General features: G+C 43.0%; 18 protein-coding genes and 2 riboswitches. Of the genes, 1 reads left to right on the top strand and 17 read right to left on the bottom strand.

The window, feature by feature from the left end; all coding sequences use genetic code 11:
- Positions 1–77: 77 nt before the first annotated feature.
- From purF to NSQ11_RS03280, 15 genes are all read right to left on the bottom strand, one after another.
- Positions 78–1,508 (bottom strand): amidophosphoribosyltransferase, encoded by a 1,431-nt coding sequence (purF, locus tag NSQ11_RS03350; protein ID WP_017359819.1) that lies wholly within the window; start codon positions 1,506–1,508, stop codon positions 78–80.
- Positions 1,484–3,715 carry a phosphoribosylformylglycinamidine synthase subunit PurL gene (gene purL / locus NSQ11_RS03345; RefSeq protein WP_008344291.1) on the bottom strand — a complete coding sequence of 744 codons (2,232 nt, stop codon included), beginning with the start codon at positions 3,713–3,715 and terminating at the stop codon, positions 1,484–1,486. Before purL ends, purF begins: the two co-directional genes overlap by 25 nt.
- Positions 3,699–4,382, bottom strand: a complete 684-nt coding sequence (gene purQ, locus NSQ11_RS03340; RefSeq protein ID WP_008344292.1) for a phosphoribosylformylglycinamidine synthase subunit PurQ — start codon at positions 4,380–4,382, stop codon at positions 3,699–3,701. Before purQ ends, purL begins: the two co-directional genes overlap by 17 nt.
- Positions 4,379–4,633 (bottom strand): phosphoribosylformylglycinamidine synthase subunit PurS, encoded by a 255-nt coding sequence (gene purS / locus NSQ11_RS03335; protein ID WP_008344293.1) that lies wholly within the window; start codon positions 4,631–4,633, stop codon positions 4,379–4,381. Before purS ends, purQ begins: the two co-directional genes overlap by 4 nt.
- A complete protein-coding gene (purC, locus tag NSQ11_RS03330) occupies positions 4,626–5,348 on the bottom strand; it encodes a phosphoribosylaminoimidazolesuccinocarboxamide synthase (protein ID WP_007496901.1) in 723 nt (240 codons plus the stop codon). Before purC ends, purS begins: the two co-directional genes overlap by 8 nt.
- Before the next feature lie 72 nt (positions 5,349–5,420).
- Positions 5,421–6,716 (bottom strand): adenylosuccinate lyase, encoded by a 1,296-nt coding sequence (purB, locus tag NSQ11_RS03325; protein WP_138825287.1) that lies wholly within the window; start codon positions 6,714–6,716, stop codon positions 5,421–5,423.
- A complete protein-coding gene (gene purK / locus NSQ11_RS03320; RefSeq protein ID WP_035391450.1) occupies positions 6,713–7,855 on the bottom strand; it encodes a 5-(carboxyamino)imidazole ribonucleotide synthase in 1,143 nt (380 codons plus the stop codon). The genes purB and purK overlap by 4 nt, the downstream gene beginning before the upstream one ends.
- Entirely contained in the window at positions 7,848–8,336 is a 489-nt protein-coding gene (gene purE / locus NSQ11_RS03315; RefSeq protein ID WP_017359824.1) for a 5-(carboxyamino)imidazole ribonucleotide mutase, read from the bottom strand. Before purE ends, purK begins: the two co-directional genes overlap by 8 nt.
- Positions 8,337–8,505: 169 nt before the next feature.
- A riboswitch (purine riboswitch) is annotated at positions 8,506–8,607 on the bottom strand.
- A 79-nt stretch (positions 8,608–8,686) separates the two neighbouring features.
- Complete coding sequence (locus NSQ11_RS03310; protein ID WP_008344299.1) at positions 8,687–8,887, bottom strand: NETI motif-containing protein; 201 nt, start codon at positions 8,885–8,887, stop codon at positions 8,687–8,689.
- Positions 8,884–9,438 carry a DUF5698 domain-containing protein gene (locus NSQ11_RS03305; RefSeq protein ID WP_008344300.1) on the bottom strand — a complete coding sequence of 185 codons (555 nt, stop codon included), beginning with the start codon at positions 9,436–9,438 and terminating at the stop codon, positions 8,884–8,886. Before NSQ11_RS03305 ends, NSQ11_RS03310 begins: the two co-directional genes overlap by 4 nt.
- A gap of 305 nt (positions 9,439–9,743) precedes the next feature.
- Positions 9,744–10,541 (bottom strand): hypothetical protein, encoded by a 798-nt coding sequence (locus NSQ11_RS03300; protein ID WP_035391452.1) that lies wholly within the window; start codon positions 10,539–10,541, stop codon positions 9,744–9,746.
- A gap of 217 nt (positions 10,542–10,758) precedes the next feature.
- Positions 10,759–10,941, bottom strand: coding sequence for a YezD family protein (locus NSQ11_RS03295; RefSeq protein WP_025206857.1), 183 nt, complete (start codon positions 10,939–10,941; stop codon positions 10,759–10,761).
- Between the two features lie 18 nt (positions 10,942–10,959).
- Positions 10,960–11,121: a hypothetical protein gene (locus tag NSQ11_RS03290; RefSeq protein WP_008344307.1), complete on the bottom strand. Its 162-nt coding sequence runs from the start codon at positions 11,119–11,121 to the stop codon at positions 10,960–10,962.
- Positions 11,122–11,326: 205 nt separating this feature from the next.
- A complete protein-coding gene (locus NSQ11_RS03285; RefSeq protein ID WP_024719393.1) occupies positions 11,327–12,652 on the bottom strand; it encodes an NCS2 family permease in 1,326 nt (441 codons plus the stop codon).
- 145 nt (positions 12,653–12,797) lie between these two features.
- Positions 12,798–12,899, bottom strand: a riboswitch (purine riboswitch).
- 126 nt (positions 12,900–13,025) lie between these two features.
- Entirely contained in the window at positions 13,026–13,904 is an 879-nt protein-coding gene (locus tag NSQ11_RS03280) for a LysR family transcriptional regulator (RefSeq protein ID WP_181891143.1), read from the bottom strand.
- 100 nt (positions 13,905–14,004) lie between these two features.
- On the opposite strand from NSQ11_RS03280, the gene NSQ11_RS03275 reads away from it, so the two are divergent.
- Positions 14,005–15,186, top strand: a complete 1,182-nt coding sequence (locus tag NSQ11_RS03275; protein WP_216099553.1) for an MFS transporter — start codon at positions 14,005–14,007, stop codon at positions 15,184–15,186.
- Between the two features lie 18 nt (positions 15,187–15,204).
- Here the strand turns inward: NSQ11_RS03275 and NSQ11_RS03270 are convergent, their stop codons facing one another.
- Positions 15,205–16,653, bottom strand: coding sequence for a DUF4179 domain-containing protein (locus tag NSQ11_RS03270; protein ID WP_216099554.1), 1,449 nt, complete (start codon positions 16,651–16,653; stop codon positions 15,205–15,207).
- Entirely contained in the window at positions 16,622–17,167 is a 546-nt protein-coding gene (locus NSQ11_RS03265; RefSeq protein ID WP_041087054.1) for a sigma-70 family RNA polymerase sigma factor, read from the bottom strand. The genes NSQ11_RS03270 and NSQ11_RS03265 overlap by 32 nt, the downstream gene beginning before the upstream one ends.
- Positions 17,168–17,182 lie beyond the last annotated feature (15 nt).

The raw sequence follows: 17,182 nt of genomic DNA, 5'->3' as shown, positions 1-17,182 counted from the left end.
TGCTTGTCTTTCATATATTTTCGGCAGAATGAAAGAGCAGCATATCAAATCACGTTGACTGCTGCTCCATTATTCGATTATTTCGTCAGGACTGTTTCCTTCACATGAGGAAGGACAGTATCTTCATAAATTTCGGTCGGGTATTTTCCAGTAAAGCATGCTAAACACTGACCGCGCTGCGGATCATCATACTTTCTGCCAATCCCGTCCATTAAACCGTCTACAGATAAAAATGCAATGGTGTCTGCACCGATTTCCTGTCTAATTTCTTCCACTGAATGAGATGACGCAATCAGCTCTTCGTGTGTAGACGTATCAATTCCATAAAAACACGGATGAGCGATTGGCGGTGAACTAATGCGTACATGCACTTCCGTCGCACCTGCTTCTCTTAGCATCGTCACAATCCGGCGACTTGTTGTTCCTCGTACGATGGAATCATCCACCATGACGACACGTTTGCCTTCGACCACCCCACGCACAGCAGACAGCTTCATTCGCACGCCCTGCTCACGCAATGCTTGAGACGGCTGAATAAATGTCCGGCCGACATAACGGTTTTTAATTAAACCTAGCTCATATGGAATACCTGTTGCTTCGGCATAGCCAATCGCTGCAGAAATACTGGAGTCTGGCACACCTGTCACGACATCTGCTTCGACATGTGCTTCTTCTGCAAGCTTCTTGCCAAGATTCTTTCTCGCACTATGCACGTTGATGCCATTGATATTGCTGTCCGGTCTTGAGAAATAAATGTATTCCATACTGCACATGCTGCGGTTAATGTTCATCGAGAAGCGCTCAGATTTTAAGCCTTCATCATTAATGATCAGCATTTCGCCAGGCTCTACATCTCGTAAATACGTAGCACCAACGACATCAAAGGCACATGTTTCAGAAGCGACAACATAAGCATCTCCAAGCATACCAAGTGAAAGTGGGCGTAACCCGTTCGGATCAAGGGCTACGATCATTTCTGTTTCCGTCATGATTAAGAAAGCATATGCTCCTTTTAACATGGACAGAGCATTTTTGATTTGATCCTTCAAATCCATATATCCGCTACGCTTAATTAAGTGAGCGAGCACTTCGGTATCAGAAGACGTTTGAAAAATACTTCCTTGGTTCTCTAGCTGCTGCTTTAATTGCGTTGCATTGACCAAGTTTCCATTATGAGCAAGGGCAAGACTGCCATTGTTTTGCGAGCGGAAGAAGAGGGGCTGCACATTCTCAAAGCCGCCTCCGCCTGCTGTCGCATACCGAACGTGTCCGATCGCACCTTTTCCCTTTAAATCCTTAAGCTCACCGTTTTGGAACACTTCCGTAATCAGTCCAAGGCCTTTGTGTGACGTCAGGTTTTCACCGTCTGTTGCAATAATTCCTGCACCTTCTTGTCCTCGGTGCTGAAGGCTATGCAATCCGTAATATGTGATTTGCGGGGCTTCTTCGTGTCCCCAAACCCCAAAGACGCCACATTCTTCGTTTAAGCCTCTGATTTCAGCAAGCATGGGATCGCTCCTTTCCATGCGCGTTCAAGCTCGTTGACTGCCGCATGAATCCATTGTTGTCCTTCTTGATTTTTGACAGTGAATACACCATCATTTGTGACCGTTCCGACTTCTTTTGCATCTTGCACAGCCGCAGCAAACGCTTCGCGATTTTCTGGTTTCACTGTGACGACAAAACGTGACTGTGATTCACTGAATAGTGATGCTGCGCTGTTTAGATCGATCTGGATATCAGCGCCAAGACCATCTGTTCCAAATGTACTTTCAGCTAGTGCTACACCAAGACCGCCTTCAGACACATCATGTGCTGACTGAACAAGTCCGTTTTGAATTGCTGCTAATAGGGCTTCTTGACGCGCCAGCTCTACATCCAAATCAATTTCTGGTGCTTTTCCGTAGATACGGCCTTCTGTCATTTTTTGAAGCTCACTGCCTGCGAATTCTTCCTTCGTTTCACCAATGACGAAAATCACATCACCTGCCTGCTGGAACGATTGAGTCGTAATATGAGCTGTATCTTCAATCAAACCAACCATGCCAATGACTGGCGTTGGGTAAATGGCTGTTCCATTTGATTCGTTATATAAAGAGACGTTACCGCCGATGACCGGTGTACTTAATGTACGGCAAGCTTCGCTAATGCCATCAGCAGATTTTTCAATCTGCCAGAAGATTTCTGGTTTCTCCGGGTTACCGAAGTTCAAGTTATCTGTTACTGCAAGCGGACGAGCGCCTGAGCAGACAATGTTACGTGCGGCTTCTGCAACGGCGATCTTACCGCCAACCTCTGGATCAAGGTAGAGATAACGTGCGTTACAATCTGTTGTCATCGCAAGAGCTTTTTTCGTCCCACGGATTCTGAGCACACCCGCATCAGAGCCAGGTGCAACGACTGTATTTGTACGAACCATATAGTCGTATTGATCGTAAACCCATTCTTTACTCGCAATCGTTGGCTGCTTTAACAGCTGTTTCAATGTATCTGCTGCATCTGTGATCGCTGGAGCTTCCACTTTTGTTTCTAAAAACTCGCGATAGTATGCAGGCTCACTTGACGGCTTGTGATAAACCGGTGCTTCTTCTGCAAGTGCATCAACTGGAAGCTCACACACTACTTCTCCTTGATGGAGTAAACGAAGCATTTTATCGTCTGTCACATGACCGACTGAGACTGCTTCAAGATCATATTTTTCAAAAATATCAATGATTTCTTGCTCACGGCCTTTTTCAATGACCAACAGCATTCTCTCTTGGGATTCAGACAGCATCATTTCATACGCTGACATGCCTGTTTCACGCTGAGGGATCAGGTCTAGGTTCATTTCGATACCTGAACCGGCTTTACTTGCCATCTCTGCACTTGAGCTAGTTAAGCCAGCCGCTCCCATATCTTGAATGCCCACAAGCGCATCATTTTTGATGACTTCAAGACATGCTTCAAGCAAAAGCTTTTCCATGAACGGATCGCCGACTTGAACCGCTGAACGTTTTTCTTCTGATTCATCAGAAAATTCTTCAGACGCAAATGTTGCACCGTGAATCCCGTCACGTCCCGTTTTAGCACCAACGTACATGACCGTATTGCCAACACCTTTTGCCTGCCCTTTCTTGATGTCTTCATGGTTGATTAACCCTACACACATCGCGTTAACGAGCGGATTGCCTTCATAACTTTGATCAAAATGAACTTCTCCGCCGACTGTTGGAATACCGATACAGTTTCCATAGCCTGCAATCCCTGCCACTACTTCTTCAAACAAGTACTTCACGCGCGGTGAAGTCAGTTCACCAAAACGAAGAGAGTTTAATACCGCAATTGGACGAGCACCCATGGAGAATACATCACGGATGATTCCGCCGACACCTGTTGCCGCTCCTTGATACGGTTCAATTGCAGATGGATGGTTATGTGATTCGATTTTAAATACAACCGCTTGGTTGTCTCCAATATCAACGATTCCAGCGCCTTCCCCAGGACCTTGCAGAACATGCTCTCCTTTTGTCGGGAATTTGCTTAAAACAGGCTTTGAGTTTTTATAACTACAATGCTCTGACCACATGACAGAAAAGATACCCGTTTCTGTGTAGTTTGGCAGCCTGCCAATAATGGATTCGATTAAAGCGAATTCTTCATCACTCAATCCCATTTGCTGATACAATTTCTCTTCTTTAATTTGCTTGTGACTTGGTTCAAGCAGTAGTGACATGAGTGTCCCTCCAATTTTTCACGATAGATTGAAACAATTTAAGTCCGTCTGCGCTGCCTAGTAATGAGTCAACCGCGCGCTCAGGGTGCGGCATCATGCCGAGTACATTGCCCTGTTCATTCGTTACACCTGCAATTCGATTGACACTGCCGTTAATATCGTCACCGTAAGTGAAAGCGATTTGGCCTCGTTCAATCAGCTTCGCTAACGTGTCTTCGTCACAGTAGAAGTTGCCTTCTCCGTGTGCTACAGGAATCGTAATCGATTCACCTTTTTGATAACCGCTTGTAAATTGCGTTTCGTTGTTCTCTACAATGAGTTCAACTGGACGACAGATAAATTTTAGATCTTTATTTCGTCTCATTGCACCTGGCAGAATGCCAAGCTCCTGAAGAATTTGGAACCCGTTACAAACACCAAGAACAGGTTTTCCTTCCGCAGCTGCTTTTTTCACAGCCGGCATGATGTTAGAAAAACGAGCAATCGCACCGCATCTTAAGTAATCCCCATAAGAGAAACCGCCTGGTACGAGTACACCGTCAAAACCATCAAGACTCGTTTCGTCGTGCCATACATATTCAACTTGTTCACCTAACTCATCTTGAATCGCATGGTACATATCGATATCACAGTTAGAGCCAGGCAAGACGATCACTGCAAACTTCACTGTGCGACAACCTCCTCCACCTCATAGCGGTAATCTTCAATCACCGTGTTGGCAAGCAATTTTTCACACATTTCTTTGACCACTGTATCTAAGTCACGTTCTGATTTCTCAATGACTAGCTCCATATATTTCCCGATACGGACATCCTTTACTTCCTGATAAGACATGCTGTGCAAAGCGTGCTGCACGGCACTTCCTTGTGGATCAAGAACGCTCTCTTTTAAGCTGACAAAAATTTTCACTTTATACATGTTTATGGCCTCCAAGTCTTTTGAAAATTTCTTCGTATGCATTTGTTAAGCCGCCCAGGTTTCGTCTGAACACGTCTTTATCAAGCTTTTCGTTTGTGTCTTTATCCCAAAGCCTGCACGTATCAGGTGAAATCTCATCAGCTAGCAAAATACGATTCTCGTGATCTATTCCGAATTCAAGCTTGAAATCAATTAAATTCACATGGCAATCTGAGAAGATTTGCTTCAATTCTTCATTCACTTGTCTTGTGATTTGTTTCATTTCCTCGACCTGCTCAGGTGTCGCTGCATGTAAAATGCGAATATGATCTTCTGTAATGAGCGGATCGCCAAGTGCATCATCTTTGTAGTAAAACTCGATCAAAGGTGTGTCCAGTTTCGTTCCCTCTGGAATCCCAAGACGTTTTGACATACTGCCTGCCACCACGTTTCGCACAACGACTTCAAGCGGTACGATGTCTACCTTTTGAATGAGCTGTTCTGTTTCAGATAGGCGTTTAACAAAGTGATTATTGATCCCTTTCTCATGTAGCATTTGAAAAATCAAGCTGGAAATTTCGTTATTCAGTCTGCCTTTGCCTTCAATTTCCGCTTTCTTTTCACCGTTAAATGCTGTAGCTGAGTCTTTATATTCAACATATAAAATATGCTCGTCATCGGTCTGATAGATTCTTTTCGCTTTGCCTTCGTAGAGAAGTTCTTGTTTCACAGTCATTCAGATTGGCCTCCTAATTTGAATGTTGGCAATTTTCAGGATTAGGCGCCTGACTAGCAGGCGGCCCATTTCTTACGCAAGACCTAGACGTTCGAAAATCATATCGACATTTTTCAAGTGATAGTTGTAATCGAAGCAGTCAGCGATTTGTTCAGGTGTTAAGCGTGAGGTGATTTTCTCTTCTGCTTCTACTAATGAACGGAATGGTACTTGTTTTTCCCAAGCTTCCATCGCCTTTGGCTGAACCGTGTCATATGCTTCTTCACGTGCCATACCTGTATCAATAAGTGCAAGAAGAACACGCTGAGAGTAGATCAAGCCAAGTGTGCGGTCCATGTTGCGTTTCATATTCTCAGGGAACACCGTCAAATTCTTCACAATGTTAGAGAAACGGTTCAGCATATAGTTCAGTGCAATCGTTGCATCTGGTAAAATGATGCGTTCAGCAGATGAATGAGAAATATCACGCTCATGCCAAAGTGGTACATTTTCATAAGCAGTCAGCATATAACCACGGATGACGCGGGCAATTCCCGTCATATTTTCAGAACCGATCGGGTTTCGTTTATGCGGCATCGCTGATGATCCCTTTTGTCCTTTTGCAAAGAACTCTTCTACTTCACGCGTTTCACTCTTTTGAAGACCACGAATTTCAACAGCAAATTTCTCAATGCTTGTTGCAACTAAAGCAAGGGTTGCCATGTAATCTGCATGACGGTCACGCTGCAAGGTTTGGGTTGAAATTGGTGCAGCTTTGATGCCAAGTTTCTCACATACATATTGCTCAACAAACGGGTCGATGTTCGCATATGTGCCAACAGCACCAGAGATTTTGCCGTATTCGATGCCGGCTTTTGCTTGTTTAAAACGTTCTAAGTTACGCTTCATTTCCTCGTACCAAAGACCAAGCTTTAGGCCAAATGTTGTCGGTTCAGCGTGTACACCGTGTGTACGGCCCATCATGACTGTATATTTGTGCTCTTTTGCTTTTTCTTTTAGTATGTCAACAAATCTCTCAATGTCCTTGAGCAAAATATCGTTCGCCTGTTTTAATAGATATGAAAGCGCCGTATCCACTACGTCTGTAGAGGTTAACCCGTAATGAACCCACTTTCTTTCTTCTCCTAGAGATTCAGATACAGCACGCGTAAAGGCAACCACGTCGTGGCGCGTGTCTTGTTCAATCTCTAGAATACGATCAATATCAAAGCTTGCATTCTTACGCATAGTCACAACGTCTTCTTTCGGAATGATGCCAAGTTCTGCCCAAGCTTCACAAGCGAGAATTTCTACTTCAAGCCATGCATTAAATTTGTTTTCCTCTGTCCAGATTGCTGACATTTCTGGTCGTGCGTAACGTTCGATCATTTCCCGTTTCCTCCATCTCTTTCAGTCCATATCTTTGTGATGTTTGCCATCCATTCATCATCAAGCTGTTTCATAAATGTCATATGCCCCATTTTGCGGCCGGCTTTTACTTCATGTTTGCCATATAGATAAAGCTTCGCTTCCTTTAAAAGCTCAGGATGTTCTTTTGGGATGTCCACTTCATCGCCCAGCAAATTCACCATCATGCCCTCTGATAAAAGAGCTGTTCCGCCAAGCGGCAAACCGCATATGGCGCGAATGTGCTGTTCAAACTGACTCGTCTCACATAAATCCAATGTGTAATGTCCAGAGTTATGCGGGCGCGGTGCCAGTTCATTGACGAGCAGCTTCCCTTCATTTGTCAGGAACAGTTCAACAGCAAGCGTACCGACCAGCCCTAGCTTTTCAGCAAGCGTTGTTGCCAGCTCTTTTGCTTTCTCCTGAATGCTGCCATCTACCCGTGCAGGCACGATGCTTTGGAATAAAATATTATGCTTATGAATGTTCTCAGCGACTGGGAATGTCGCAATTTCCCCATGAACAGACCGCGTCACAATCACGGACAGTTCCATTTGGAAAGGAACCCAGCTTTCTAAAATACATGTCCCATGAGTGAGAAGTGCAGCCGCTTCATGAAGCTGATCCTTCTCTTTGATCACGTACTGTCCTTTACCGTCGTAACCGCCTCTGCATGTTTTCAGCACAGCTGGCAAACCAAGCGCATTTACTGCGTCTTCCAGCTCCTTCTCATCATGAACGATGCGATAAGGGGCGACTTCACAGCCTGCATCTACAATCCCTTTTTTCTCCGTTTCACGGTTTTGGGTTAAAAGAAGGAGTTCGCTTCCTTGCGGTAAATACGCCTCTTCCTTCAGCTGATTGAGTGCATCATAATCAATGTTTTCAAATTCATATGTGACCACATCACTGATGTCCGCCAGCTGCCTGATCGCTTCAAGGTCACTGTATGCGGCTGTAATTTCTGTATCAGCAACCTGTCCGCAAGGAGAAAGTGTGACAGGGTCAAGGACTGCTGCACGGTAGCCCATTTGCTTTGCACTGACGGCCATGTATCTGCCAAGCTGTCCGCCGCCGATGATACCAATGGTTGCGTTTGGAAAAATGGTCTGCTTAGCCAAGCTGATCACTGCTTTCTAATACAGTTTGTTTTGTTTGCTCTCTTCTTTCTTCAAGGCGTGCTGCAACGGCTTCATCGAATGCTGAAATCATTTGTGCGGCTAGAAGCCCTGCATTTGTTGCACCGGCTTTGCCGATTGCCACTGTAGCAACAGGTACACCGCCTGGCATTTGAACGATGGATAATAAGGAATCCAGTCCGTTTAATGCTTTTGATTGTACGGGCACACCAATGACCGGCAGTGTCGTTTTTGCTGCGACCATCCCCGGTAAATGTGCTGCGCCTCCAGCACCGGCAATAATGACCTTGAGTCCTTTACCTCTTGCTTCAGTCGCATATTCAAACATCAAATCAGGTGTCCGATGTGCGGATACAACCTGTTTTTCATACGGAATGTTCAATTCCTCTAAGATATCGCACGCATGTTTCATTGTTTCCCAATCAGATGTACTTCCCATGATGACACCTACAAGCGGCTTCATTTTGTCCCCACCTTTAAGCTATTATTCGATTTTGTATCGTTTGACACGCTTCCCAAACCTAAGTAGCTTGTCAAACGCCGAACAAAAAGACCCGGTTTGTATTGCATTGTTAGGAAGCAACACAAACCGGGCCATGGTAAGCGCTGTTCGCTTTTAAAACGCCATGTCAGTTTTGTTCACTATCCTGCATAGTCCAGTCATTTACGGTAACTGGGTAGAAACTTATGGGCCATATTCCCAAGATTATATGAGGCTCGTGTTTTGATTTCATGTTTATCTTAACAACGGATGTTCATGATGTCAACGGATTTATCGAACAATCTATGAAGTCGTCGTTTTAATGTTCGGATTTAGAGTATTTTTCCCTCAAATACGATTTTTTTCCCAATCGGAATGATCTGAATCGACCCATTTTCCTTCTTTTCCTGAAAGATGGGCTCCTCCATTCGTCGGACAGGTGAGTAGCCTTCCTCCGCCATCTGGGACAACACTTGATCAATCGTCATGTTGTCTTCCACGTAGAATTTCTTTTTCTTTGGTTTTGCGGTCATTCTTTAATTCTCCTTTTCTTCACAGCCTTCACCCAGAAGCCGCCATGAATCGTTTTGGGCTCATACGAAATGATAAACGCCTTTGAATCAAGCGTTTTAATCGTTTCATATAATTGCAGTTCATATTTTCTCGGTGTTAAAATTTGCATCGCTGACCGGTCTCCTTCAAGACCTCCTACTACCCAGTTGGTGACGCCATATCCTTTTTCTCTCAATTGTTTTGGGAGATCTAGATCGATTTCTTTTGTAATCACGTTCACAGTAATGTAGCCAAGTGCCAGCTTCTCTTCAATTTTCATCCCGACAATGATTCCAATTCCATAACCTAGCGCATACGCAATGACATTTTGTACTTGATCTAAGTTATCTAACACGATACTCAAACCAATGACATAAATCAGCATCTCGACAGTACCAGCAAAAGCGGCTGCATACCTTCTGCCTTTCATTGTTAAAATTAAACGCATAGTGGAAAAAGAGACATAGACAATGTTAATCACTAAAATAATCAAAACCATGGTGAACGCATTGGATAAAAGTTGTTGAAGCACGATTCGAACCCCCTGCACTAAAAATCAAATAAAGCACCCCATATTCTACTAGAGAACAAACCTTGATACAATCAAATTTGCGCGAGAAAAACACATATATCTTTCGACAACAAGGGGTGGTCTTTGTTACCAAGAGTTTACCCGTTTTTTCCTCTTCTCAACATGAAAAACCTCCTTTTTCAAAAGGAGGCTTTAGATGGTTGATAAAGGGCTGAAATATACTTTATTTTAACCCTTTGTCTTCTTTTCAGCGTGATAGAAAACCTTTGAATTTTAAAAAGACCGAGTACACGCTGAAACGTGTTTTATCCAAACCGAACTGGAACAAGTGATGGGATCAAATACTCTCCGACAATGCCCCATAAAAGGGCAATGATGACGAGCTCAATCAACAAAAAGACCCAGCCGGCATACATCAAGTCTCCCCGCACAGCTTCTTGATCTGATTGAATGGAGCGGAAGAGCACAATGGCAATCAGCTGAAGACCGAAAAACATCATGACGGATAAAATCACCGTTACATATGGAATATTCAGCATGGCAAATACAAGCCAAAGGATAGATAAAACCAAAACCGGCACAAGCACGGCACCGAACTTCATGATCACTTCTTTCAGCGAGATGTTTCCTTTCAGCATGTACTTACCGAGCACCCAAACCGTCAGCATCATCAGTGTCAACAGAATGAGTGTAAAGACCGCTACCTTCAAAAAGGCGTCACCAAAAGAATAATGAATACCAAAACCTAATAAACGGGTCTTTGACGCCTTTAATTGAACGTAGTTGCCTAAAGCAAAAAACACACTGAATAACACAATTGAAATCCAGGCGTACTTCATGCGTAAAGTGTCCGCTTGATGGATCGCACGACTCGGTGATTTTAACATCGCGAGCCCATATGAGCCATAGCGCTTAAACGCACCGCCTACACCTCTTGCAATGCGCTGAATGGCTGAACGCTCTTCATTAGCTGGCTTAGCCGTTCTTCCTCGTTTTGCAGCACTGCGGCTGAGGCGGGACTGCCTCGTTTCTTGATCTATTGATGGCTCTTCGTTTTCGTTTTTTATTTCAGATGTAACCTGCTCTTGATCTTTCTCTAACATCCCATATCAACTCCTATCTCAGACAATCCGCACAGGCTCAGGTGACCTGTCCGGATGACTCCTATTAAAGTAGCGGAGTCTCTCTATTCAGTCAAGATTCCTTGACGTTCATACGAATAGACGGATAAAAGAATGAAGAGGTTTTAAATGGAGAGAAAATAAGACAAAACAAAAAAGCTGATGAGTGGATCAGCTTTTCATCATCTTTCATCACTTTTCATGAACGATAGCGCGCCTGCTTTGCTTTCTGAATCCGAAGATTCTCTTGGTGTGCGGGGAAACGAGTCTTTTCTGTCGTATCGACTTGTGTAATTTGTCCATTATGAATGGTGATCACCACCGACCCGTATTCAATCCCTTTTAAGGCAGATAAAATAAAATTCAGCTTTTGTTCATCCATCGCTCATCCCCCATCCCACTAATTTTGCTTGCGCTCTTTTAAATAGAGAACCTCATTTTCCAGCTCATGAATCGTATAATGCATGAGCGCTTCATGTTTTTCTTCATGCCCCCATAATAGGAGCTGCTCAATCAATACCTGCTTTTTCCGCTCAATCACCTGCCTAAGCCAGCGTGACAAGTCATCCCCTCCCGTTATAATGAATGCAAGAAAAAAGGCACTCTGACCCTTCTATAGAAAAAAGGAAATCAAAGCGCCTTTGGTGATCCAATCAGCGAATTATGTCTTTTTATCATAAACACATAATTCCTATAAGTCAACTATGTTTTTGAAATTTCCCTACAAAAAACAGCAGCCTCCATGAGCTGCTGTTTCAGACAAACCATTAATGATTTAAGAAAGCAAAATATAGAATAAAGATGACAAACAGGCCGTACATAATTGGATGCACTTCTTTTGCTTTTCCTTTAAAGATCATGGTGATCGGGTAGAAAATGAAACCAATCGCAATCCCTGTCGCAATACTATATGTCAGTGGCATCATAATCATGGTTAAGAAGGCCGGTACCGCAATTTCAAAACGATCCCATGCGATCTTTGCAAGAGGTGCAACCATCAGTGCACCGACAATGATTAAAGCAGGTGCCGTTACATTCGATGTCACGACAGATAAAAGCGGCGAGAAGAACATCGCAAGTAAGAAGAAAATACCTGTCACGACAGCTGCAAAACCAGAGCGAGCACCCGCAGCAACACCTGAACTAGATTCAACATAAGACGTCGTCGTTGATGTACCAAGAACAGAACCGACGACGATAGAAGAAGAATCCGCCAGAAGCGCTCTTCCTGCACGCGGCAGCTCATTATTTTTCATTAAACCAGCCTGCGTTGCCACAGCCACAAGTGTACCAGCTGTATCAAAGAACCCAACGAATAGGAACGTTAAAATAACCACAAGCATTTGAATGGAGAAGATGTCTGGTAAGTGAATCAAAGCTTGACCAAAGGTTGGAGACAAACTTGGAATGCTTCCGATAATTTGAGATGGAACTGGCACAAGACCAAAGATCATTCCAGCAATGGCTGTCACAAGCATCCCAATGAAGACACCTGCATTCACTCGAAGAACCATTAAAATGACAGTCACAACGATTCCAAATACCGTCAACAATACAGGACCACTATGAATGTTTCCAATCGAAACGAGCGTATTATCGTTATTGGCAATAATGCCAGAGCCTTGAAGCCCTACAAATGTAATGAACAAACCAATCCCTGCACCAACAGCCAGCTTCAGCTCACTCGGAATAGCATTGATGATTTTTTCACGGAAACCTGTTAAAGAAAGAGCAACGAAAATCAATCCTGAAACAAACACACCGGAAAGTGCTGCCTGCCATGAGATTCCCATACCAAGAACAACTGAGAAAGCGAAGAACGCATTCAGTCCCATACCTGGTGCAATTGCAATCGGGTACCTGGCGATCAATCCCATCAGGAAACAACCTGCCGCAGAAGCTAACGCCGTTGCAGTAAAGACAGCCCCCTGATCAATTCGTAATTTATCTGGAAAATCCGGTACTGCTACTAAAGCAAGTGTGATCGGATTGACAAACAAGATGTAAGCCATCGACAAAAATGTCGTTAAACCGCCGATGATCTCTCTGCGATAATTCGTACCTAACTCATCAAACTGAAAAAACTGTTTCAAAGCCAACTGACTCCCTTCATGTCCTTTTGCTTTAGTCTGTCCCATTCACAAGTCAAATAAAAAACGCCCCAACAGTTTTTGGGACGCTTGACTACAATGTGAATTCAGACCGTGACATCAAACAAGAACAATGCATGATTTATATCAAACGAGTGTGAATTGACGTAGTCAAGCCATTTACGGTAGCTTGGTAGAAACTTGCGGGCCATATCCCCGCCATTATACGACTTCTATCTATTTGATTTCTGTGTCTATTGTACCAACTTCATTTTTAAAACACAATACAAAAAGCGAACATTTTTCAAAGAAATGTCCGCTTCATTCGTCTTATTACACGAATTTGGAAAATCACATCTAGTTCTTTATACACCCATCACTGAATTCTGGCAAAAACCGTTTCTGCTACATCGAAAAATGCCTTCACAGCAGGAGAAGCTTGCGTGAGCGATGGACAGGCAAGCGCCACCTCACGATGATGCGATACATTCAGATGACTGATCTGCACAAGTTGCTGCGTTTTTAGGAATAACTCAGGACCTATCGTCACACCAAGTCCTTCCCCAACCATGCGGGCAATGGTCGTACAATCATGCACTTCAAATAAAATAGACGGCTTGATTTTCGCCTCTGAAAAAATATCCTCTACATGGGATTGATACATGCCAGTTGGCATAATAAATGGTTCGTCCGCTAATTCTTCCATGTCTACAATTGGCTGCTGCTTAAAACGATGATTTTCGTGATAAGCGACCACCATTTTATCTTTCATAAGTGGCAATAGATCAAACGCTTCATCCGCTTTACCTTTTACAACAAACCCAACATCAATAATGCCAGAATCGAGCCACTCCAATATTTCTTCATATGTCCCCTCATAGAATTTAAATTCAATCTTTGGATGCTTTTTCTGATAGCTCACAAGCAGTTTTGGCAACAAACAAGCGGAAGCACTGGCAAATGTTCCAATCCGAATCAAGCCAGATTCAATATTTTTGGTGAGCGCAATTTCCTGCTGAATTTTCTCTACTCGATTTAGCACTTCTCTTATATGCGGAAGAAGGGTTTCACCGGTATCTGTCAGCGTGATGCCCTTTTTTCGGTCACGTACGAATAAAGACACGCCCCACTCCGTCTCTAAACTTGCCACCGCATGACTCACGGCAGACTGTGTCATATTTAATGCTTCAGCTGCAGCGGTAAAACTGCCTAGCTCGACCACCTTAGCCATCGTCTCGAATCGAACAAAGCTCATGAGTATTCACTCATCCCTTTCATGAAAAACATCAATTTTACTTATGTTAGCACGGAATTTAAAATAAATACAACGTTTCAACATAAAGGAAGGGTTCAAAATGAAAAGTACATCTTATCCATTGCTCATATTTCTTTTAGCCGTCGGTTCTTTCGTCACAGGTACTTCAGAATTCGTCGTATCAGGCATACTGGACATCATTTCTGACGATCTGCACATCTCCATCCCGGTTGCGGGACAGCTCATCACCATCTATTCTCTTTTTTATGCGGTGGGTGCCCTCTTTTTAGTCATGGCCACATCGAAATTGAATCGAAAAAAGGTTCTTTTATCGGCAATTTCCATGTTTATAGCAGGGAATGTGCTCGCCTTTTTTAGCCATCACTTTATGCTGCTCATGCTCTCACGGGTCATCATGGCCATGAGTGGCGGCTTATATATTGTACTCGCAACAAATTATGCAGCGCAGCTCGCCCCGCCAGAAAAAAAGGGGAGTGCGATGGCAACGGTGATCACTGGATTTACAGTTTCACTAGTACTCGGTGTACCGATTGGAACATTTTTAGCAGGATATGTAGATTGGCATGCCATTTTTCTCATTATTGCAATAGGAACCGCTTGTCTCTTGTTTCTTCTGTATCGATTATTACCGCCTATGGAGGGACATTCCCATGTGCCATTCAAACAGCAAATTCAAATTCTTCAAGACCGTAGGGTGTTAAGCGGCTTAGCCACGACAGCCTTTTGGATTTTAGGTTACACAATGGTATTTGCTTACATTTCGCCATTATTGCGACAGACATCCGGATTTACACTTGAACTGACAAGCATTGCCTTGCTTGTCTTAGGAATCTCTGCTTTTATTGGCTCACGCTTTGGTGGATACGCTGTCGATCAATGGGGACCAAACCGAACCATTTCAATCAGCATCACGGTTCAAATGCTCATGCTCTTTGCATTATCCTTTACACAATTTTCAGTAGTTGGCGTCTTCATCACGCTCGCCATTTGGGGCACCGCCACATGGACAACAACACCAGCGAAGCAATTTTATCTCATCTCCCTAAAACCCGAAACATCGGAAACCGTGCTGAGCTTTAATACAGCGATTATGAATATCGGCATGATGCTCGGCTCGTCAATGGGTGGTCTGATTATTCAATATACAAATGTAACGAATTTAAGTTGGATCGGCGGGCTAGCCAGTTTTGTTGCGTTGATGTTGATTCGGTACTCGTTCAATCAGCTGGTTCAAAAGCAGACAAAAAGCGAACATGTGTAATCATGTTCGCTTTCTTATTTATTGACTAGCTTTTGATGTTTCTTTTTTGACTGGAATGGTTAACGTTATCGCCTTCTGTGGTGCCAACATATTCAGTTCTGACAAATCAAGGTAAAGCCCATATTCTTTAAAAGAAAAATGTTTTAATGATAAAGTTTCTAAATTCTTATCATCAAATTCAAAGGTGGATTGCATGGAAGCTGTCTTTAAATTCGTCATCTTCGCATGGTTCCCCTTCAAGTAATATCCGCTTTCATAGTCTGCTTGTGGATTGGGCCATGATTTCATCTTTTCAACATCGCCTAATCCAATGAATTCACCGATATTCTTCATCACATCCTCATCTAATTCTTTCTGGTCTACTCCAGTAAATTGATAATCAACAATCACAGAACGGTCTTTTTGCTCTATCTTATTGATTTTGATTCCGATGCCATGGTGTTTTGTTTTGAACTGAACAGGCAGCTTTGTCTGAAGAGGAATGATTTTGCTTTCTTCCCGTTCGATATTCACATATGTGTCAAATGTCAATTCAGTCGCCTTTGGATTGATCGGCTGATTCAAAATCGTTAAATGATCTTTTCTAGTTTTGTCAGAAGACATTTGTTTTTTTCTTAAAACGGTCCCAATCTCAAGCTGATACTCATTCCCTAAATTATCCTTCATTCCATCTATACTGACTTTATCATCTTTGGCAAAACCATTGTAATCAATGGCATATTGAATTGCAGAGCCATTCACTCCATTTTCTACCTTTACATTTCTTATTTGATAACGTCCATTTAAAATAGACACGTCTTTTTGTCCCGCTAATAAAGTGGTTTTTTGCTTGACCACAGGTAACTTGAAGCGCCAATTCCCTACAATATCCCCAATCTTCGAAATAACAAGCGGTACTTGCTGACCTTGTTTGATCGTTTGTCCATTTGTATAGACTTCCGTCTGCCCAACATAGCGGCCATCTTTCATTTTTTTCAATCCCTGATTGTCGTAACTCGGTTGGAAAGTGTCATTTATACGATCGAAGTTGTTGACTATGAATGGTACAGAATCTTCCTTTGTATTCAAATTCTCCACAGTAAACGTATAAACAAGCCGCCCTGCATCATAATACACACTGTTTACTTTCACAGTAACCCCTCTTGATTCAGCCCCCTCATTGACATGCTTCACCAACTCACTCTGAAAAAGAGACATTCCTACTTTATCGTGAAACATCATATATAACTGTCCAACAAACGGCACTCGAGCCATCGCTGTATTAAGAGAAGGAAAAATGAAGCCTGATGAAAAGTAAAGGACAACAAGGGCGATAACTGAATAGATTGGCGTTCTCCAATTCCATGTGAACCAACGTCTTTTCTTTTCCGCTTTCACATCTCCCATTGCTTGACGAATTGCAGAGGTCAATTCAACTTTTGGTACATCAATCTCTTCATAAAGCTTTTTCATTTCTTTTCGTTCCATCGACACTCTCCTCCTTCTCCAATGTTTGCTTTAATAGCTTTCTTGCTCGATACAAATGAGTTTTAACCGTTCCTTCAGGCACACCCATCTGTTCAGAAATCATTGAAATCGAATAATCTTGAAAATAAAATAGCTGAATCACGAGCTGATATTGCTCATCTAACACTTCAAGTGCATTTTTTAAATCGAGCTTGTCTTCTAAAAAATCATGTCGCTCCACGCTCTCATGATGCTGTTCAAACGGAACAACATCTTGCTGCTTTTTCTTCATCGCAAAAATCGTATGAATCAAAATCCGCGTCAGCCAGGTAGAAAAATAAGCCGGCTCTTTTAAGCCAGATAAATGCTTAAACGCTTTAATGACCGTCTCTTGAACAGCATCTAACGAATCCTCTTTATTTCTTGTATAGAGAAAAGCCGTTTTATATAAACGCTCTTGATACATCAGCATTAATTTCTCAAATGCCGGAACATTCCCTTTTTGTGCTTTTTTAATTAGACGCACTTGCTTCATCTCACTCACACCTCC

Source organism: Bacillus sp. FSL W7-1582 (genome assembly GCF_038593325.1).
Classification (GTDB): Bacteria; Bacillota; Bacilli; order Bacillales; family Bacillaceae; genus Bacillus; species Bacillus altitudinis.
This window is presented reverse-complemented; position numbering and strand designations above follow the sequence as displayed.